We start from the raw sequence: 19,244 nt of genomic DNA on the forward strand, positions 1-19,244 counted from the left end.
GGATTCTCCCCGAATCAGCCTTGGCCGTCGCCGGATTCGGTAAAGCCGCGTCCCACGCCCTGCCGCAGGCCTACGCGGGGAAGGTCTCGCCCTTCTCCGCCATCTCGCGCAACCGCTCGGTCGGCCGGAAGCGCTCGCCGTACGCCGCCGCGAGCTCGTCGGCCCGGGCCACGAACACCTCGAGACCGACCGGGCCGTCCGGGTCGGCGGGGTCCTGGTACCCGGTCATGAACTGCGCGGCACCACCGGCGCCGGGCGGGAAGCCGATGCCCATGATCGAGCCGATGTTGGCCGCCGCGGCGGAGTCGAGCACGCCCTCCTCGAAGCACTTGGCGGTCTCGAGCGCCTCGGCGAAGAGCATCCGGTCCTTCACGTCACGGAACGGGATCGGCTCGGCAGCGACCGGGAACTCCTCGGCCAGGCCGGCCCACAGCGACTGTCGCCTGCCGTCGGCGTACTCGTAGAAGCCCGCGCCCTTGAGCTTGGACGGCCTCCCGATCTCGAGCATGCGCTCCACGACCCGGCCGCCGGGGTGCTCCGTCGGGGCGGCACCCTCTCCCCCTGCCGAATCACGGAGCGCGGCCTCGCGGGTGGCCTTGGCGATCTTGGCCATCAGCTCCATGTTGAGCTCGTCGCTGAGCTGGAGCGGACCGACCGGGTAGCCGGACTGGGTCGCGGCGCGTTCGATGGACTGCGGGTGCACGCCCTCGGCGAGCATCGCGAGGCCCTCGTTGACCATGAAGCCGATGACGCGCGAGGTGTAGAAGCCCCGGCTGTCGTTGACGACGATCGGTGTCTTCGCGATCTGGCGGACCACGTCGTGGGCCTTGGCCAGCGCCTCGTCGGAGGTCTCCTTGCCTCTGATGATCTCGACCAAGGGCATCTTGTCGACGGGGCTGAAGAAGTGCAGTCCGATGAAGTCGGCCGGCCGGTCGACGCCGGCGGCGAGCTCGGTGATCGGCAGCGTCGAGGTGTTGCTGCAAAGAAGGCTGCCGGGGTCGACGTGCTCGGCGACCTCGGCGAAGACCTTGGCCTTGAGCGACGGGTCCTCGAAGACCGCCTCGATCACGAGGTCGCAGCCGGCCAGGTCGGCCGCGTCGCCGGTGGGCAGGATCCGGTCGAGCAGCGCCGCCTTCTTGTCCTCCGTGCTGCGCCCGCGGGAGATCGCCTTGTCGAGGATGCCGGCGCTGTAGGCCTTCCCGCGCTCGGCGTTCTCGGCCGAGACGTCCTTCAGCACGACCTGCATGCCCGCCTTGGCGCAGACGTAGGCGATGCCGGCGCCCATCATCCCGGCACCCAGGACGCCCACCTTGGTGGCGGTGTACGCCGGCACGTCGGCGGGCCTGAGCTTGCCGGCGTTGATGGCCTGCAGGTCGAAGAAGAACGCCTGGATCATGTTCTTCGACTGCTGACCGGTGACGAGCCTGGTGAAGTAGCGCGACTCGATCCGCGACGCCGTCTCGAAGTCCACCTGCGCGCCCTCGACCGCGGCCGACATGATGGCCCGCTGTGCCGGGTAGTCCGCACCCTTCAGCTGCTTGCGCAGCAGCGCGGGGAAGGCGGGCAGGAACTGCGCCAGCGCCGGACTCTTCGGCGAGCCGCCCGGCATCTTGTAGCCCGGCGCGTCCCAGGGGTTCTGGCTGCTCTCCGGGTTGGCCTTGATCCAGGCCTTGGCGGCCGGGACGAGCTCGTCCTGGCTGCCGACCAGCTCGTCGACCAGGCCCTTCTCCTTGGCCTGGGCGGGACGGAAGCGGGTGCCCTGCAGCAGCACCTCCATCAGGCCGTCCTGGAGGCCGAGCAGACGTACGACGCGGGTGAGGCCGCCACCGCCGGGCAGCAGGCCGAGCGTGGCCTCGGGGAGCCCGAGCTCGACGCGCGGGTCGTCCACCGCGATGCGGTGGTTGGCGGCCAGGGCGATCTCGAGACCACCGCCGAGCGCGGCGCCGTTGATGGCCGCGACCACGGGGCGCGGGAACGTCTCGAGGCGACGCAGCCCGTGCTTGATCTCCTCGCAGAGGGCGAAGATCTCGGGGGCGTCCTGCCGCGTGGCGGTGACTATCGAGCGCAGGTCGCCACCGGCGAAGAAGGTCTTCTTGGCGCTGGCGACGACGACACCGGTCACGTCGTCGACCTCGTCGTGGAGGCGATCGACGGCGGCGATCATCGAGTCCTTGTAGAGCTCGTTCATCGTGTTGGCGTTCGCCGTCGGGTCGTCGAGCGTGAGCGTGACGATGCCGTCGTCGTCGCGGTCGTAGCGGACCGCGGACAGCACTTCGTTGGTCGAGCTTGTCGAGACCATGTCGTTCTCCTTGTCGGTCACGTGGTTCAGGTCTTCTCTCGTCTCACCGGGTCTCGACACGCGGGTCACGGCTTCGCAGGGTCGCGTGTGGTGACGGCTCCGCCGTCACACACGCTCGACCACAGTCGCGATACCCATGCCGCCGCCGACGCAGAGGGTGGCGAGGCCGCGCCGCAGGTCGCGACGCTCGAGCTCGTCGACGAGGGTGCCGAGGATCATCGCGCCGGTGGCGCCGAGCGGGTGGCCCATGGCGATGGCGCCGCCGTTGACGTTGGTGATCTCGGGCGAGATGTCGAGGTCGCGCATGAAGCGCATGGCGACGGCTGCGAAGGCCTCGTTGATCTCGAAGAGGTCGATGTCGTCGACCTCGAGACCGGCCTTGGCCAGCGCCTTGCGCGACGCCGGGGCCGGACCGGTCAGCATGATCGTCGGGTCGGCGCCCGACACCGCGGTCGCGAGCACGCGAGCCCGCGGGGCGAGGCCGTGCGCAGCGCCGGCGGCCTCGGATCCGATCAGCATCAGGGCGGAGCCGTCGACGATGCCAGAGGAGTTGCCGGCGTGGTGGACGTGGTCGATCCGCTCGACCCAGTGGTACTTCTCGAGCGCCACGTCGTCGAACCCGGCGTCGCTGCCCATCTGGGCGAACGACGGCTTCAGCGCCGCCAGGCCCTCGGCGCTGGTGTCGGGCCGCACCATCTCGTCGTGCTCGAGGACGACGAGACCGTTCTGGTCGCGCACCGGGATGACGGAGTCGGAGAAGTAGCCGTTGGCCCAGGCCTTCGCGGCTCGGTGGTGCGACTCGGCGGCGTACGCGTCGACGTCGTGGCGGGTCCAGCCCCCCAAGGTGGCGATCAGGTCGGCACCGATGCCCTGGGGCACGAAGCCGGTGGTCAGCGCGGTGGCGGGGTCGGCCGCCCAGGCACCGCCGTCGGAGCCCATGGGCACCCGGCTCATCGACTCGACGCCGCCGGCGAGGATGAGGTCCTCGAACCCGCTGCGCACCCGCTGAGCCGCCTGGTTGACGGCCTCCAGCCCGGAGGCGCAGAAGCGGTTGAGCTGCACCCCGGCGACGGTCTCGGGGAATCCTGCGGCGAGCGCTGCGGTCTTGGCGATGTCACCGCCCTGGTCGCCGATCGGCGTCACCACGCCGAGCACGACGTCGTCGACGCCGGCCGGGTCGAGCTGGGGGTTGCGGGCGCGGATCTCGTCGAGGAGTCCGACCACCAGATCGACCGGCTTGACCTCGTGGAGGCTGCCGACGGTCTTGCCCTTGCCACGCGGCGTACGCACGTGGTCGTAGACGAATGCTTCTGCCATGCGTTCGATTGTGACACCATCACTGTCAAGATCGAAAGGAGTGTGGTGGCTGTCACGGAACCAGCCCCTGACGGGCTGTTGACCCTCGTCCAGCTGACCGACCGCGTCGGCCTGACCGTGCGCAACGTGCGGTTCTACACCGCCCGCGGCCTGGTGCCGCCACCGATCCGCCGTGGTCGCTCGGGCTACTACACCGCCGACCACGTCGCCCGGCTCGAGCTGGTGCAGGAGCTGCAGGGGCACGGCTTCACGCTCGCGGCCATCGAGCGGTACGTCGCCCAGATCCCCGACCACGCCACTCCCGAGGACATCGCGCTGCACCGCACGATGCTGGCTCCCTGGCACGCCGACCACCCGACGACGTTGACGCGCGCCGAGCTCAACCGCCGGGCCGGGCGGGCGCTCAGCGCCGACGACCTCGAGACCCTCACGTCGCTCGGCGTGGTCGAGCCCGTCGGCCGGGGCAGGTGGAGCGTCGCGCTCTCGCAGCTCTCCGTCGCCGTGGGGCTGCTCGACCTGGGCTACCCCGTCGAGGCCGCGCGCGCCGCGGCGAAGGTGTACGCCGAGCACGGCCGGGCCATCGCCGAGGAGCTCTACGAGGTCTTCCGCACCCAGGTCTGGTCGCACTACCGGGAGACGGGTGCGTCGCCCGAGCGGATCCAGGAGGTCGTCGAGCGGCTCAAGCCGCTCTCGATCAGCAGCCTCGTCGCGGCGTACGAGGCCGGGATGGACGAGACCCGCCGGGCGAACATCGCCAGGCGGGCCTCATCGTCCGGTGGTCGAGCCGGTGGTCGAGCCGGTGGTCGAGCCGGTGGTCGAGCTCAGTCGAGACCTAGTTCTTGAACGCGTCCTTCACGTTGCCGGCAGCGTCCTTGACCTTGTCGCCGGCCTGCTTCGCGTTGGCCTCGGACTGGTCGGCGCGACCCTCCGCCTCGAGCGACTCGTCGTCGGTCGCGCGTCCGGTGGTCTCCTTCGCCTTGCCGCCCACCTCTTCGAGCTTGTGCTTGGCCTTGTCGTCCAGTCCCATGCTGTGTCCTCTCGTCGGTGTCCTTCGAGCGTGACACTCGGACAGGAGCCGCCAAACACCCCCAGGGGTAGGGGGCCGGCCGGCGTCAGCGCGAGCTGAACGACGCGGCGCTGTGGCTGGAGCCGCCGCGAGCGGCCGCGGGCGCACCGGTGCGTCCGCCGCCACCACGACGACGACCGCCGTTCGAGCCGCCCTTGGACGAGCCGGACGATGCGGAAGGAGCCCCGGTGCCGCCGCCGGAGCCGCGCGGCTTGCGACGCGGCCCGCCCGAGCGGTTGCCGGAGGGGGCACCCTGGCGCCTGCCTTGACCCCCGCCCTGACCCCCGCCTTGACCCCCGCCCTGACCCCCGCCTTGACGACCACCGCGGCCGCCGTAGGCCGGCATCTCCTTGAGCTCGAGCACCAGCCCGCCGTCGACCAGGGTCCGGTCGCCAGGGGCCAGCGTCCGCAGCATGGGGTGTTTCACACCGTCGACGACCGTCGTCCTGGGCGAGATGCCCGCCGCGCGGCTGAGCGCGCGCACGTCGCGCACCTGGTCGTTGGTCATCAGCGTGATGACCTTGCCGGCGGCACCCGCCCGGGCGGTGCGGCCCGAACGGTGGAGGTAGGCCTTGTGCTCGGCGGGCGGGTCGGCGTGGACCACGAGCGCCACGTTGTCGACGTGGATGCCGCGGGCCGCGATGTCGGTGGCGACCAGGGTCGTGGCCTTGCCGGAGTGGAAGGCGTCCATGGCCCGGGTGCGGGCACCCTGGCTGAGGTTGCCGTGGAGCTCGACGGCGGGCACACCGCTCTGGTTGAGCTGCTTGGCCAGCACCTTGGCGCCGCGCTTGGTCCTGGTGAAGACCATCGTGCGACCGGGCGCGCTGGCCAGGTCGACGAGCACGGGCACGCGCTGCGCACGGTCGACGTGGAGCACGTGGTGCTCCATCTTGGTGACCGGGGACTGGGCCGAGTCGGCCTGGTGGGTCACGGGGTTGTTGAGGAAGCGCTTGACCAGCGTGTCGATGGCCGCGTCGAGCGTGGCCGAGAAGAGCAGACGCTGGCCGTCGGCCGGGGTGGCGGCCAGGATCCTGCGGACGGACGGCAGGAAGCCGAGGTCGGCCATGTGGTCGGCCTCGTCGAGCACGGTGACCTCGATGTCGCCGAGCGAGCAGTGTCGCTGGCCCATCAGGTCCTCGAGCCGGCCGGGGCAGGCGAGCACGATGTCGACGCCGCGCTGGAGGCCGCGCACCTGCGGGCCCTGGCCGACGCCGCCGTAGATCACCAGCGTGGACAGGCCTGCAGCGTCGGCGAGGGGCTTCAGGGCCGCCTCGATCTGGCCGACCAGCTCACGGGTCGGCGCGAGCACGAGGGCGCGCGGGGCGCCCTTGCGCGGCGTACGACGCGAGGCCTGGAGCCGGGCGACGAGCGGGAGCAGGAACGCGTAGGTCTTGCCGGAGCCGGTGCGGCCGCGGCCGAGCACGTCGCGACCCGCGAGCGAGTCGGGCAGCGTGACCTGCTGGATGGGAGTCGGGGTCGTGATGTCGCGCTCGGAGAGCACGGCAGCGAGGTGGGTGGGGACGCCGAGGCCGGAGAAGGTGGCGGCGGCGAGGGTCGGTGCAGAAGACAAGTGAAAGTCGTTTCGGTGTTGGTGTCTCACCAACGCAAGAAAGCTGCGGGCCCTGAGCGGGCGGCGAGCCCTGGAAAGGGCTTCGCGGGAGATCCCGAGGCAAGACTGGACGGGAACCGTGGTTCCAGCCTACTGGCCGGGTCCGGCAACCGGTGAATCAACACGAGAAGCGGAGCGCGCCGTCCTCGAGCGGGGCCTTCCGGATCGTGCGCACGTCGTAGGGGTAGTTCTGCCGCAGCTTCCAGGGTTCCCGGTCGCCGCCCTTGGGCAGCTGCGCCAACGCGCGGACGACGTACCCCGACGAGAAGTCCATCAGGGGCACCTCGGTGACCGTGGGGTCGCGGTCCGCGACGAACGAGCGGTAGCCGTGCTCGTCGACGTGCCCGACCAGGCGGCAGAAGTAGTCGGCGACCAGGTCGGCCTTGAGGGTCCACGAGGCGTTGGTGTAGCCGATCGTGAAGACGAAGTTGGGCACGCCCGACAGCATCAGCGCGCGGTAGGCCATCGTCTCCGGCAGCTTGATCTCGCGGCCGTCGACGCTGACCGGGATGCCGCCGAAGGGGAGCAGCTGCAGACCTGTTGCCGTCACGACAATATCTGCGGGGAGAGTGCGGCCCGACGCGAGCACGACGCCGCCCTCGGTGAAGCCGGCGATGGTGTCGGTCACGACCTCGGCCTGACCGTGCCGGATCGCGCGGAAGAGGTCGCCGTCGGGCACCAGGCACAGGCGCTGGTCCCACACGTCGTACGCCGGCTTGAAGTCGCGGTCGACCGGGTAGCCCTCGGGCAGCGAACGCACGTTGGCCTTGCGGACGAACTCCCTGGCGAGCCCGGGTCGCCGGCGGGCGATCTGGTACGACGCCACGGCGACCGCGATGTTCTTGGCCCGCGTCGCCTTGTAGGCCGCCTTCTCGGGAAGCCACCGGCGCAGCCTCGCCGCGACGGGGTCGACCTCCGGCAGCGGCAGCACGTAGGTCGGCGAGCGCTGCAGCATCGTCACGTGCCCGGCACCCCCCTGGGCCATCGCCGGCACCAGCGTCACGGCGGTCGCTCCCGAGCCGATCACCACGACGCGCTTGCCCGCGTAGTCGAGGTCCTCGGGCCAGTGCTGCGGGTGCACCACCTGACCGCCGAAGTCGTCGAGGCCGGGGATCACCGCGGCGTAGGGCTCGTCGTAGTCGTAGTAGCCGGTCGTCGCCCAGAGGAAGCGCGACTCGAAGAGCCTGACGCCGTCGGGGGTCTGGGCGGTCACGGTCCAGCGCGCGGTGGTGGAGCTCCACTCGGCGGCCACCACGCGGTGGGAGTAGCGGATGCGTCGCTCGACGTCGTGCTCGCGCGCGGTCTCGCGGACGTACTCGAGGATCGAGGACCCGTCAGCGAGCGCCTTCTCCCCGGTCCACGGCTTGAAGCGGTAGCCCAGGGTGTACATGTCGGAGTCGGAGCGGATGCCGGGGTAGCGGAAGAGGTCCCACGTGCCGCCGCTGGCTTCGCGGCCCTCGAGGACGAGGTAGTCGTGGTCGGGGTGCTCCATGCCGAGCCGGGCCGCGCCGCCGATGCCCGAGAGGCCGGCACCGACGATGATCGTGTCGACCGTGCCGGTGGTCGAGCTGAGTCCGGACCCCATGCTGCGAGATTACCGGTGGGTCACACCCGGTGGTCGAGCAGCGAGCTTGCGAGCCCTCAGTCGAGACCCCAGGCTGCGAGCACCTCGGCCGGGTCGTCAGGCAGGTCGTCGCGCAGGCTTGCCTGAGTGCGCGAGAAGCGCGGTGCGGGAGCCGGCTGCACGACGCCGTCGTGCTCCACGAAGGTGCCGCGTGCGGCGAGGTGGGGGTGGCCGGGCGCGTCGGCGTACCCCGTCACCGGCCCCACGCAGGCGTCGGAACCCTCGAAGAGGTCGAGCCAGTCCGACGCCGAACGGGTCAAGAAGACGTCCGAGAGGGCGCGCCGAAGACGCGGCCACGAGGACGGGTCGTCGCGATCCGGCAACGAGACGCCCAACAGCTCCTGGAACGCCGACCAGAACTGCGGTTCCAGCGGAGCGACCGTGAGGTGCTGCCCGTCCGCGGTCTCGTAGACGTCGTAGAAGGGAGCCCCGCCGTCCAGCACGCCGCTCAACCGCTGCGGCCCGGCCATGCCCGACGCGAGCAGCCCCACCTGGATCGCGTCGAGGTGCGCGACACCGTCGACGATCGCGGCGTCGACGACCTGGCCCTGCCCGGAGACCCGGGCCTCGAGCAGCGCGGCCAGGACGCCGATGACGAGGTACGTCGACCCGCCGCCGAAGTCGCCGAGCAGGTTGCCGGGGAAGTGCGGTCGCGCCGGGTCCTGGCCGAGACCGTGCAGCACCCCGGCGACGCCCAGGTAGTTGAGGTCGTGACCGGCGGTCTGCGCGAGCGGACCGTCCTGACCCCAACCGGTCATCCGGCCGTAGACCAGGGCCGCGTTGCGGGTCCAGCAGTCGTCGGGCCCGAGTCCCAGACGCTCGGCGGCTCCGGGGCGCATCCCTTCGACCAGCACGTCGGCGCGCTCCGCGAGGTCGAGCACGAGCGCCACGCCGTCGGGCGACTTGAGGTCGGCCTCGAGACGAGGGCGGCCGCGGTTCATCACGTCCACGTCGCCGGTCGACAGGACGGCCCCACCAGGACGGTCGACGCGGACGACGTCGGCGCCGAGGTCCGCCAGGAGCATGCAGGCGTGCGGGCCCGGTCCGATGCCGGCCAGCTCGACGACCTTCACGCCGCGAAGGGGTCCGGTCCCCTGCCCCAGCCGGTACTCACCGGTCTGGTCGCTCACGCGGGCAGCACCCGTCGGAGGAACTCACGCGTCCGCTGCTCGCGCGGGTCGGTGAAGATCTGCTCGGGCGGGCCCTGCTCGAGGATCACGCCCCTCTCGAGGAAGCAGACCGTGGTCGCCACGTCCCGGGCGAACGCCATCTCGTGGGTGGCCAGCACCATCGTGGTGCCCTCTGCGGCCAGCGTGCGCACGGCATCGAGGACGCCGGCAGTGAGCTCGGGGTCGAGCGCGGCGGTGATCTCGTCGAGCAGCAACAGCGATGGCCTCGTCGCGAGCGCACGCACCAGGGCGACCCGCTGCTGCTGGCCACCGGACAGCCGGTCCGGGTGGCTCTTGGCGTGCTCGCCCAGGCCGAAGCGGTCGAGCAGCTCGCGGGCCCGCGTCTCGGCCTCGGTGCGACCGAGACCGTGCACCTTCCGGGGCGCGAGGGTGATGTTGTCGAGCACGGACAGGTGGGGGAAGAGGTTGTAGGCCTGGAAGACGATGCCGATGCGGCGGCGCACGTCGCGCTTGTCCACCCGCGGGTCGGAGATCTCCCGCCCCTCGAAGCGGATCACGCCGTCGTCGATGTCCTCGAGCAGGTTGAGACAGCGCAGCAGCGTCGACTTGCCGGACCCCGACGAGCCGATCAGGCAGACGACGTCACCGGTCTGCACGGTGAGGTCGACGTCCTGGAGGACGACGCGGTCGCCGTACGACTTGCGCACGCCCTGCGCCTCGAGAAGCGCTGTCGCCTCGGCCGGGGTCATCGGACCTGCCCCGCCCGCTCGCGGTCGGAGTAGCGACGGGAGAGCCAGTCGGTGAGCCGCGCCAGCGGCACGGTCATCACGACGAAGAAGCCGGCCACCACCACCAGGGACGTGTAGTTGAAGTTGTAGGCGGCGTAGTCGCGGGCGGCGAACATGGCGTCGAAGACCGCGACCGACGACACCAGCGCCGTGTCCTTCTGGAGCGACACGAAGTCGTTGAGGAGCGGCGGGACGACCCGGCGCACGGCCTGCGGGACGACGACGTGCCGCATGGTCTGACCGCGTCCCAGTCCGAGCGCCTCCGCGCTGGCGACCTGGGACGGATGGATCGACTCGATGCCGGCCCGGAACACCTCGGCGACGTAGGCGCCGTACGAGAGCACGAGCGCCACCGTCGCCCAGAAGAACGGGCTCTGGGGGATGCCTTGGAGGCCGAGCACGGGCATGCCGAAGGCGAAGAGGACGACGAGCAGGATCGTCGGGATGCCCCGGAAGACATCGGTGTAGAGCACCGCCACGACCCGCACGGGGACGAGCCACGACGCCCTCGCCTGGCGCGCGAGCGCCACGACCAGCGCGAGCACGAGGATCAACGGCTCGGCGATCAGGAACATCTTCACGTTGAGCCAGAAGCCCTCAAGGATCGCGGGGAACGACGCCTTCGCGTCCTCGCCGTTGAAGAAGGTCTCGTGGATCGTCGGCCAGCCCGGCGACGACGCGACCCCCAGGACGAGCAGCCCGAAGAAGACGACCAGGGCCGTCGTGGTCACCAGCATCGAGCGGGTGCGCAGCGACTGGCGCACCGACCTGCGTTCGAGCTCGCGGGCGCTGGGCTCCCAGCTCACTGGAGCTCGGTCACTGGAGCTCGGGGACCCCGACGGTGTCGGAGAGCCACTCGGACTCGAGGGCGTCGATCGTGCCGTCCTCCTCGAGGGCAGCCAGCGCGAGGTTGACACACTCGACGAGCGGGTTGCCCTTCTCGAAGAGCATCCCGAACTCCTCCTGCTCGCCGGTCTCGGGCTGGAACTGCCCGATGATCGACGCCTTGGGGATCTCCACCGCCGTGATGTAGAAGGCGGTCGGCAGGTCGGCGAGGATCGCGTCGACCTGACCGCTCATCAGCTGCTGCTTGGCGATGTTGGTGTCCTCGAAGACGGCGGGGTCCTGCTCCGGCTGGATGATGTCGCGGATCGCGGTCAGCGACGTCGTGCCGGTCTGGGCGCCGAGCTTGAGTCCCTTGAGGTCCTCGATCGAGGTCGCGCCGGCCGCGGCGCCGTCCTTCAGGGCGATGACGGCCTGGGCTGCTTGGTAGTAGCCGTCGGAGAAGTCGACGGCCTCCGCCCGCGCGGCCGAGATCGAGATCTGGTTGATGTCGAAGTCGAACTCCTTCGGACCCGGCTTGTACGACGTGTTGAACGGCACCTTCACCCACGACACGGCGTCGCCGGTGAAGCCGAGCTGCTCGGCGACGGCGTACGCCACGGCCGACTCGTAGCCCTCACCGTTGGTCGGGTCGTTGTCGACGAACCACGGCTCGTACGCCGGGGAGTCGGTGCCGATCATCAGCATCCCGTCCATCTGCGTCTTGCCCTCGGCGCAGGACGCAGGGTCGGCTGCGGTCTCGTCCGTGGTCTCGTCGGTGGGCTCCTCGGACGGGTCGGAGCTCCGGGTGTCCTCGGCGGACGGTGCGGGGTCTTCCTCCTCTGCGGGTGCGCAGGCCGCTGCCCCGAGAAGGAGCGCCAGAGTTGAAACAGTCAGGGCCGGGACGGTCGCGAGGCGGCGGGAACGCATGCGCAGATCGTAGGGTCCCGCCCACTGGTGGTCGAGAAGCAGCCGCCTGGCGACCTCCTCGACCACCGGGCACGCGGTCCGTCCGCAACTAGAACACGTTGCAGTATCGTGGCAGGGATGTCTTCCTACCCGCACCTGCTCAGCCCGATCGAGATCGGTGGGCTGCGGTTGCGCAACCGGGTGGTCATGGGCTCGATGCACACGGGCCTCGAGGACCGGCGCTGGGACATGCCGGCGCTGGCGGCGTACCTCGCCGAGCGCGCCCGCGGACAGGTCGGCCTGATCGTGACGGGCGGCTACTCCCCCAACAGGCGCGGCTGGCTCAAGCCGTTCGCGTCGGAGTTCTCGTCGCGACTGCACGCGATGCGGCACCGCGAGCTCACCGGCGCCGTGCACGACGAGGGTGGCGCCATCGCCCTGCAGGTGCTGCACGCCGGTCGCTACGGCTACCACCCGTTCAGCGTCGGGGCGTCGGCCAAGAAGTCGCCGATCACACCCTTCAAGCCGTCGGCGCTGTCGACGGCCGGTGTCGACCGGACCGCTTCCGACTTCGCCCGCTCGATCGGTCTGGCCGTGAAGGCGGGGTACGACGCGGTCGAGGTCATGGGCTCCGAGGGCTACCTCATCAACCAGTTCCTCGCCGCCCGCACCAACGACCGCTCCGACCACTGGGGCGGGACCGCGGCCAACCGGATGCGCTTCCCGCTGGAGGTCGTGCGCCGCGCGCGTGACCTCGTCGGCGCGGACTTCCCGATCATGTACCGCATCTCGCTCCTCGACCTGGTCGAGGGCGGCCAGTCCTGGGACGAGGTCGTCGACCTGGCTCACGGGCTCGAGGAGGCCGGGGTCAGCGTGCTCAACACCGGGATCGGCTGGCACGAGGCCCGGGTGCCGACGATCATCACGCAGGTCCCGCGCGGCGCGTGGCTGTCGGCGACGGCGCGGCTCAAGGCCGAGGTCTCGGTGCCGGTCTGCGCGTCCAACCGGATCAACACCCCCGAGCTCGCCGAGTCGGTCCTCGCCGCCGGGGACGCCGACCTGGTGTCGATGGCGCGGCCGCTGCTGGCCGACCCGTTCTTCGTCGAGAAGGCCGCCGCCGGCCGCGCCGACGAGATCAACACCTGCATCGCCTGCAACCAGGCGTGCCTCGACCACGCGTTCTCCAACCGACCGGCGAGCTGCCTGGTGAACCCGCGCGCCGGCCGGGAGACCAGCCTGGTCCTCCTCCCGTTGCCGCGGCAGCGCGCGCGGAGCGTCGCGGTGGTGGGAGCCGGCCCGGCGGGCCTGGCCACCGCGACCGCAGCCGCGGAGCGCGGCTTCGCGGTCACGCTCTTCGAGGCGTCGCCCGAGCTGGGCGGCCAGTTCCGGCTGGCCATGGCGGTGCCGGGCAAGGAGGAGTTCGCCGAGACGCTGCGCTACTTCGCTCGCCGGCTCGAGGTGCTCGGGGTCGACGTCCGGCTCTCCACGCGACCGTCGGTGACCGACCTGGCGGCGTACGACGAGGTCGTCGTCGCCACCGGTGTCGAGCCGCGGATCCCGGAGATCGAGGGTCTCGAGCACGCCTCGGTCGCGACGTACGCCGACGTGCTGGCCGGCCGGGTGGTGCCCGGCAAGCGCGTGGCGGTCATCGGCGCCGGCGGCATCGGCGTGGACGTCTCGGTCTTCCTCACCCACGAGCCCGAGTCGCTCGACGACTGGATGGCGCACTGGGGAGTGGGCGACCCGTCCCTGCACGCGGGCGGGATCACCGAGGCCAAGCCGCGCACCCCTGCCCGCGCGGTGACGTTGGTGCAGCGCAAGACCACGCCCATCGGCGTCGGGCTCGGCAAGACGTCGGGCTGGGCGCACCGGGCCGTGCTCAAGCAGACCGGCGTGCGTCTCCTCTCGGGGGCGACGTACACCCGCGTCGACGACGACGGCCTCCACCTCGTCGTCGACGGCTCTCCCGAGGTCGTCGCCTGCGACACCGTCGTGGTGTGCGCGGGCCAGGAGTCCGTCCGCACGCTGTACGACGAGCTCGTCGCGGCCGGCGTCGTGGCCCACCTGATCGGCGGCGCCGACGTCGCGGCCGAGCTCGACGCGGAGCGCGCGATCGAGCAGGGCACCAGGGTCGCCGCCGCCCTCTAGGCCACCGTGATGGAACCCGTTCGGACCTGACGTGCGGCGAAGGTCAACGACGGCACTGCGGGAGCTTCCGCGTGCGGGGTCACCTTCAAGGCGAAGGTGTCCGTCGCGGCGTCGGTGACCGTGACCACGTAGGCGTAGTTGCCGACGCCGTTGACAACGGCCTTGCCGTTCAGCACCGCCGTCTTGGGTGAGCCGGCACTGACCGACAGCGACGTCAGGGTGACGCCCTTGACCCGGTTGACGATGGCACCCGCCGGCGTGCGCTCGATGAGCTCCACCTGGCCCTTCAGCTTCTTGCCCTCGCCCGACGCGAGGAGACCGAAGGACAGGGTGTTGCCGTTGCCGAGCAGCACGCTTCCCGCGCCGGAGGCTCCCCTGGCCTTGGCGTCGAAGACGCCGAGCAGCTCGCTGTCGGACCCGGTGAAGGAGCCGTCGACCGAGACGTCGAGCTCGTAGACGTCGGCCTTCAACCCGGCGGGGAGCGTGCACGACACGTCCACGAAGCCGGGCGCCGTGGCCGTGGCCGGCGTACGACCCACGATGGTGACAGGGCAGCCGGTCGTCGATCCGCCGCCGACCGGCGTGGCCGAGGCCCGCACCGACTGCGCGACGATGCGCGCGACGTCGCCGAACGCCCCGTCCGCACTGTCGGTGATGCGCGCCGTCAGCGTCGTGGCCGGGGCGCCGGACCGGCCGACCGCCACGGACACCGGGTTGGCGGCCGACCACAGCACGGTGACCTGCTCGGCTGCCACGACGACGTCGAACGGCTCGGTGCCGCACTGGTCGTCGGGGTCGCACACGCGGACGGTGACCGTGTAGCGGCCAGGATCGGCCGTGACCTCTCCGCTGATCGTCGCGCCGGCGGCGGTCGGGGCGATCGAGAGCCCGGCGGGCAACCCGGTGGCGGAGTAGGTCAGTGACGCGGAGTCCGCGTCCGTTGCCGTCACAGCCACCGGCGCGATCGCGTCGGAGTAGACCGCCGAGACGTCGCCGAGCGTCCCCACCTGCGGGGCGTCACCGACGGCGTCGACCGTCACCCGCACGGTGGCTGCCGGCGACACCGCCGTCCCGTCGGAGGCGCGGTAGGTGAAGGAGTCGCTGCCGTAGAAGTCGGCGGCCGGTGTGTAGACCAGCTTGCCTGCCACGACCGTGGCGCTGCCGTGGTCGGGACCAGCCACCACCTGGGGCACGAGCGCGTCCCCGTCGACGTCGGCCAGGTCGGGCGTGATCGTGACGGCCTGGTCCTCCGGTGTGGTTGCCGCGAGGTCACCGGCGGTCGGCGCGTCGTTGACAGGGTTCACGGTGATCGTGACCTCGCCGGTGTCCTGCACCGCGTCGGCCTCGACGGTGTACTCGAACGACGTCTGCCCGTGGAAGTCGGCGGGCGGCGTGTACTTCCACGAGCCGTCGGGAGCCGTCTCGAGCGTGCCCTGGCCAGGCTGCGTCGTCGACACCAGCGTCACCTCGTCACCGTTCGGGTCGGAGGCGAGCCCGAGCAGGCCAGGCGCAGGCACCTCGAGGACGCCGTCCTCGTCCACCTCGGCCTCGTCGTCGCCAGCGGTGGGCGGAAGGTCCCCGGTCACGTTCACCGTGACCGTCTCGGCGTCGTTGCCACCGTCGCCGTCATCGGTGAAGAGCGTGATCGTGTACGGGGTCGCGCTCGGGGTCGCGAACGTGTGGGTCGCCGTGTTCGTGCAGTCGGTGAGCCCTGCGTCGCACACGATGTCTGCCGTCGCCGGCTCGCTGCCGTCGCCCCAGTCGATCCCGACCACCCTGGGGTCGTTGCCGGGGTCCACGACACGAGCGCTCACCGTGACGGGCTTGCCAGCCTCGACGGTCACCTCGGCGTCGCTCAGCAGTGAGAGGTCCGGTGCGACGTTGCGCACCAGCGCGCTCGTCCCGGCCGTGCTCTCCTGGCCATCGTCTGCGGTCACGTCGATGAAGTAGCGGTCGTCGGCGTCCGGCCGGTCGTCGGCGTACTTGTGGGAGAACCGGAAGAACATCCGCAGCGGACACGTGGCCGGCCCGGTGGGCGCGTTGACGCACGTCGGGACCGGGCTGTAGGTCGGCGTGAGACCGAATTGGCAGTCCGGTCCCTCGCACGGGTACGACGCCGTCGTGGTGTCGCCGTCGCCCCAAGCGATCCGCAGCTCCCCTGCGGAGAGCTCGGGGTCGGTGAGGTAGCCGCTCAGGGTCACCGACCCGCCCTCGTCGATCTCGCGGACCTCGCCGTTGAGGCAGATCTCGTCCGCCTCGCACCGCGGGGCCACCGCGACCCTCGGCGCGTCGTCCACCGGCGTGACCTCCAGCTCGACCGTGCCGAGATCGCCCAGCACCCCGGTGGGACTGCGATAGGCGTAGGTGAACTTGTCATCACCCTCACGGTCCGGGTCTGGCACGTACTCGAAGGACCCGTCGGGCTCGAGGTCGAGCGTGCCCCACTTGGGCGGCGTCACCAGCTCCAAGACGTCGGCGAAGGACGGGTCGCTCTCGTCGTTGACCCTCAGTCCCGACGCCGCCTCGACCACGAGCGGGGTGTCCTCCGGTGTGGTGAAGGCGTCGTCCACCGCGTCGTTGCGCTTCACCACGACGTGCGCCGAGGCCAGGTCGGACAGCAGGCCCTCGCGGTCGAAGAGGGCGTAGTTGAAGAACAGCAGGTCGCCGTAGTACCCGTCGATGGGGGTCACCGTCACGGTGCCCGCCTGGTTGTCCACGACGTAGGTGGCCCGAGGGCTGGTGCGCTCCAACCAGATGTCGGTGTTGAGCAGGCCCTCGTCGTCGTAGTCGTTCGCGCGGACGTCCACGACGATCGGCACCCCTTCGTCCGTGGTGACCTCGTCGTTGTTCGCAACGGGTTTGTCCGGAACGGCGCCCACCGTGATCCAGACCCCTCCCGGATAGGCCGTGTCGGTGTTGGGCGGCATCTGGCTGGCCACCCAGTAGGGGAAGTAGTCGATCCCGTTAAAGTCCGCGTCCGGTGTGTAGACGATCGACGTCACATACGGGTAGAAGCTCGCGTAGTAGCCGTAGGTGATGGCGAGCGTGCCGTGCCAGGTCCGGAAGGTGGTCGGGGACCCTATCTGCGCGGATCCCACCCACGTCATGTAGCTCGCCTGGTTGTCGTTGGCCATCAGCTCCGTGGGCGAGATGGACAGCGGCTCGTCCTCCTCGGTCGCCAGGGCGTCGTCGACCCCGCGCGGCTTGGCCGCGCTCAACGCGTCGGCGAAGATCAGGCTGACCCGTGTCAGGCCGTCGTCACCGGCGGGTCGCACCGGGCCGCCAGGCGTCTCCTCCACGATGACCCCGCCACCGAGCTTCTCGGTGATCCGGATGCCGCTCGCGCGGTAGTAGAAGTGCTGGATCCCCCGGAAGCCGGGGTTCGGCACGAACCGGAACCGTCCGTCGGTCTGCATGAAGAGGCTGCCGTTCGCCAGCACTACTGGATTGGAGAGGTTCGCGTACCATCCGTCACCGGTGCCAGGCCCTTTCCCTACCTGGGTGACCTTGGCACCGAGCTTCCACCCGAGATCGTTGCCGAGCACCCCGACGATGTCCTGGACCATCTCGCCGTCGCCGAAGTGGACGAACGAGTCGTCCTGGGGGTACATCAGGTCGGTCGCGCCGATGGTGACGGTGGCCTGGATCCGGCACATGCCGTTGATCTCGGCGATGTACTCGAAGGAGTCGACGCCGCGGTAGTTGTCGCGGGGCACCCAGGTGAAGCTGCCGTCGGTCTTGAGCTGGAAGCTGCTGGCGTGGTCGGGCCCGCGGACCAGCTCGGCGTGGACCTGCGCCGTCGGACCTCGCGTCTCGTTCCACAGGGGAACGGCTCCACCGTTCATGGTGTCGTTCGCCAGCACCCCCGGCGCCGCCACGTTGACCTCCATGCCGGATGCGGTGAACGGCAGGCCCTTGCCATTGTCGCCGCCCCCCAACCGGTCGACCAGGTCGTGGTTGCTCACCGGCGGGCTCGCCAGGCTCCACGTCACCGCCGTCTGGCTCTCCAGGCAGGCGTCGGGGAAGAACAGTGGCGGCGGGGGCTCGCCCAGCGGCGGCTCGTCGGCTGGTGCCGGAGCGGGCAGCAGCACCACGAGTGCGGCGACCAGAAGCATCGGCAGCGCGGTCAGGACCCGTCGCGCAAGGCGGAGTACGACAGCCATCTCAGTCCCCCAGAGTCTCGACAGTCAGTTCGAGGCAACCTGACACCTGGGGCCGGGATCGCACATCGGGCATTTGCCCGGGGTCTGGACCGGATCAACCGCCCCGGGTGGCCCGCTCGACCATGAGCGGGATCCCCTTGGCGCGCCACCAGCGCAGGTCGACGAAGCCGCCGGACATGCCGCCGTGGTCGAGCTCGGGCAGGCGCACCATCTCCCGGGTGTCGGTCGCGAGGTCGAGCCCGGTCACGTCCCTGAACGCCGCCTGCAGCGTGGCCTCCACGTCGTCCGGCGTGGGGACGTCGGCCAGCCTCTCCTTCAGCTCGTACCAGACGTGCGGGTCGGCACGCAGCCCCCACTGCCGGTGCTTGAGGTCGAAGCAGTCGGCCAGCGTGCCGGTGGGAGGGCTGTCGGCGGCGTATCCGCAGGCGGCGCACACCAGACCGCCGTCGCGCTCGACCATCTCGGTGTCCCACAACGCAGCCTGTGTGCAGGCGGCGTGCTCGAAGGCGTGGAACCCGCGTGTCGTCATGACGTGGGTCCTTCCCCTCCCTGCCACGGCAGCAGCTGCGCGGCAAGGGTCTCGGCGAGCCAGGTCTCGTAGCGGCTCGGGCTCCACCCGCGCTCGACCACCAGGGTCCGGTAGACCTCCGGCAGGGTCAGCGTGAGCGTGATGTCGAGCGCCTCGTCGACGGTCGGACCGGTACGACGCCGGGCAACGACGGCCTCGACCAGCTTGCGGATCTCACGCTCGCGCGCCGCCAGCACCTGACGCAGGGTCTCGGCCATCCGGGGCTCGGCGCGCGCGGCCTCCTGGTAGATCGCGACGACATCGGACCCCGCGTCGAGCTGGCGGCGGTTGAGCGCGGCCAGCAGGCGCAGCTGCTCGCGGGGGTCGGGCTCGCTCAGGTAGGCCTCGGCAAGCGCCACCGTCTGCGACTCCGCCATCCACTGGCCCGTGATGCGTTCGAGGATCCGGGCCTTGCTCCCCAGCGCGGAGTAGACGGTCTGCACCGGGATGTCGGCCTCCCTCGCGATCGCGGCGATCGTCGTGGCGGCGTACCCGTGCTCGGCGAACAGCGCGCGGGCCGCACGGGCGATCTGGTCCTTCGTCGCCTCGGCCTGCCGCTGCCGGTGCCCGACTCCGTCCTTGACAGCCACACCGTCAAGGTATCACTCTGTTCGTCATAGTTTTAATATGATGAAAGGTCCATCGCAATGGCGACCGTCGTATCCGCGCGGGTGCGGGCCGTGAACGACGGCAACGAGCTGAGCCCCACGGTCGGGGTGGCCGGCGAGTGGCTCACCAATCCTCCTTGGCGTGAGGTCCGGGACGCGGCGCTGCGCGGCACGCGGGGCTGAGGACGCTCTG

15 protein-coding genes are annotated in these 19,244 nt (G+C 70.8%); 3 read left to right on the forward strand and 12 right to left on the reverse strand.

Annotated features, from left to right (window positions below):
* Positions 1-70: 70 nt before the first annotated feature.
* Both ABD295_RS20090 and ABD295_RS20095 read right to left on the reverse strand, forming a co-directional pair.
* Complete coding sequence (locus ABD295_RS20090) at positions 71-2,320, reverse strand: 3-hydroxyacyl-CoA dehydrogenase NAD-binding domain-containing protein (protein ID WP_425574145.1); 2,250 nt, start codon at positions 2,318-2,320, stop codon at positions 71-73.
* Between the two features lie 84 nt (positions 2,321-2,404).
* On the reverse strand, positions 2,405-3,616 hold the full coding sequence (locus ABD295_RS20095) for an acetyl-CoA C-acetyltransferase (protein ID WP_344305625.1): 1,212 nt from the start codon (positions 3,614-3,616) through the stop codon (positions 2,405-2,407).
* A 45-nt stretch (positions 3,617-3,661) separates the two neighbouring features.
* Between ABD295_RS20095 and ABD295_RS20100 the strand changes: the two genes are divergently transcribed.
* Positions 3,662-4,459: a MerR family transcriptional regulator gene (locus ABD295_RS20100; protein WP_344305626.1), complete on the forward strand. Its 798-nt coding sequence runs from the start codon at positions 3,662-3,664 to the stop codon at positions 4,457-4,459.
* Here the strand turns inward: ABD295_RS20100 and ABD295_RS20105 are convergent.
* The 7 genes from ABD295_RS20105 to ABD295_RS20135 form a co-directional block, all read right to left on the reverse strand.
* Entirely contained in the window at positions 4,449-4,643 is a 195-nt protein-coding gene (locus ABD295_RS20105; protein WP_344305627.1) for a CsbD family protein, read from the reverse strand. The genes ABD295_RS20100 and ABD295_RS20105 overlap by 11 nt on opposite strands.
* A gap of 85 nt (positions 4,644-4,728) precedes the next feature.
* Entirely contained in the window at positions 4,729-6,252 is a 1,524-nt protein-coding gene (locus tag ABD295_RS20110) for a DEAD/DEAH box helicase (RefSeq protein ID WP_344305628.1), read from the reverse strand.
* A gap of 157 nt (positions 6,253-6,409) precedes the next feature.
* On the reverse strand, positions 6,410-7,876 hold the full coding sequence (locus tag ABD295_RS20115; protein WP_344305629.1) for a flavin-containing monooxygenase: 1,467 nt from the start codon (positions 7,874-7,876) through the stop codon (positions 6,410-6,412).
* 56 nt (positions 7,877-7,932) lie between these two features.
* Positions 7,933-9,045 carry a CaiB/BaiF CoA transferase family protein gene (locus tag ABD295_RS20120; protein WP_344305630.1) on the reverse strand — a complete coding sequence of 371 codons (1,113 nt, stop codon included), beginning with the start codon at positions 9,043-9,045 and terminating at the stop codon, positions 7,933-7,935.
* On the reverse strand, positions 9,042-9,794 hold the full coding sequence (locus ABD295_RS20125; RefSeq protein WP_344305631.1) for an amino acid ABC transporter ATP-binding protein: 753 nt from the start codon (positions 9,792-9,794) through the stop codon (positions 9,042-9,044). Before ABD295_RS20125 ends, ABD295_RS20120 begins: the two co-directional genes overlap by 4 nt.
* Positions 9,791-10,639 carry an amino acid ABC transporter permease gene (locus ABD295_RS20130; protein ID WP_344305632.1) on the reverse strand — a complete coding sequence of 283 codons (849 nt, stop codon included), beginning with the start codon at positions 10,637-10,639 and terminating at the stop codon, positions 9,791-9,793. The genes ABD295_RS20125 and ABD295_RS20130 overlap by 4 nt, the downstream gene beginning before the upstream one ends.
* A gap of 10 nt (positions 10,640-10,649) precedes the next feature.
* The gene (locus tag ABD295_RS20135; protein WP_344305633.1) at positions 10,650-11,585 is read right to left on the reverse strand and encodes an ABC transporter substrate-binding protein; all 936 of its coding nucleotides are present in this window, start codon (positions 11,583-11,585) and stop codon (positions 10,650-10,652) included.
* A 117-nt stretch (positions 11,586-11,702) separates the two neighbouring features.
* Between ABD295_RS20135 and ABD295_RS20140 the strand changes: the two genes are divergently transcribed.
* Complete coding sequence (locus ABD295_RS20140; protein ID WP_344305634.1) at positions 11,703-13,712, forward strand: FAD-dependent oxidoreductase; 2,010 nt, start codon at positions 11,703-11,705, stop codon at positions 13,710-13,712.
* Here the strand turns inward: ABD295_RS20140 and ABD295_RS20145 are convergent.
* The 3 genes from ABD295_RS20145 to ABD295_RS20155 form a co-directional block, all read right to left on the reverse strand.
* Positions 13,709-17,875, reverse strand: a complete 4,167-nt coding sequence (locus ABD295_RS20145; protein WP_344305635.1) for an Ig-like domain-containing protein — start codon at positions 17,873-17,875, stop codon at positions 13,709-13,711. The genes ABD295_RS20140 and ABD295_RS20145 overlap by 4 nt on opposite strands.
* A gap of 94 nt (positions 17,876-17,969) precedes the next feature.
* A complete protein-coding gene (locus tag ABD295_RS20150) occupies positions 17,970-18,404 on the reverse strand; it encodes a hypothetical protein (RefSeq protein WP_344305636.1) in 435 nt (144 codons plus the stop codon).
* A complete protein-coding gene (locus ABD295_RS20155; RefSeq protein WP_344305637.1) occupies positions 18,401-19,033 on the reverse strand; it encodes a TetR/AcrR family transcriptional regulator in 633 nt (210 codons plus the stop codon). The genes ABD295_RS20150 and ABD295_RS20155 overlap by 4 nt, the downstream gene beginning before the upstream one ends.
* Positions 19,034-19,090: 57 nt before the next feature.
* Here ABD295_RS20155 and ABD295_RS20160 point away from each other — a divergent pair, with 57 nt between their 5' ends.
* The gene (locus tag ABD295_RS20160) at positions 19,091-19,234 is read left to right on the forward strand and encodes a thioredoxin domain-containing protein (protein WP_344305638.1); all 144 of its coding nucleotides are present in this window, start codon (positions 19,091-19,093) and stop codon (positions 19,232-19,234) included.
* Positions 19,235-19,244: the final 10 nt, after the last annotated feature.

Source organism: Nocardioides bigeumensis (assembly GCF_039531755.1).
In the GTDB taxonomy this organism is placed as follows: Bacteria; Actinomycetota; Actinomycetes; order Propionibacteriales; family Nocardioidaceae; genus Nocardioides; species Nocardioides bigeumensis.

Excerpts from the sequence above, each read along its gene's own strand:
- ABD295_RS20105 (WP_344305627.1), bottom strand. The coding sequence starts at position 4,643 with ATGGGACTGGACGACAAGGCCAAGCACAAGCTCGAAGAGGTGGGCGGC.
- ABD295_RS20095 (WP_344305625.1), bottom strand. The coding sequence starts at position 3,616 with ATGGCAGAAGCATTCGTCTACGACCACGTGCGTACGCCGCGTGGCAAG.
- ABD295_RS20115 (WP_344305629.1), bottom strand. The coding sequence starts at position 7,876 with ATGGGGTCCGGACTCAGCTCGACCACCGGCACGGTCGACACGATCATC.
- ABD295_RS20140 (WP_344305634.1), top strand. The coding sequence starts at position 11,703 with ATGTCTTCCTACCCGCACCTGCTCAGCCCGATCGAGATCGGTGGGCTG.
- ABD295_RS20150 (WP_344305636.1), bottom strand. The coding sequence starts at position 18,404 with ATGACGACACGCGGGTTCCACGCCTTCGAGCACGCCGCCTGCACACAG.
- ABD295_RS20125 (WP_344305631.1), bottom strand. The coding sequence starts at position 9,794 with ATGACCCCGGCCGAGGCGACAGCGCTTCTCGAGGCGCAGGGCGTGCGC.
- ABD295_RS20160 (WP_344305638.1), top strand. The coding sequence starts at position 19,091 with ATGGCGACCGTCGTATCCGCGCGGGTGCGGGCCGTGAACGACGGCAAC.
- ABD295_RS20145 (WP_344305635.1), bottom strand. The coding sequence starts at position 17,875 with ATGGCTGTCGTACTCCGCCTTGCGCGACGGGTCCTGACCGCGCTGCCG.
- ABD295_RS20135 (WP_344305633.1), bottom strand. The coding sequence starts at position 11,585 with ATGCGTTCCCGCCGCCTCGCGACCGTCCCGGCCCTGACTGTTTCAACT.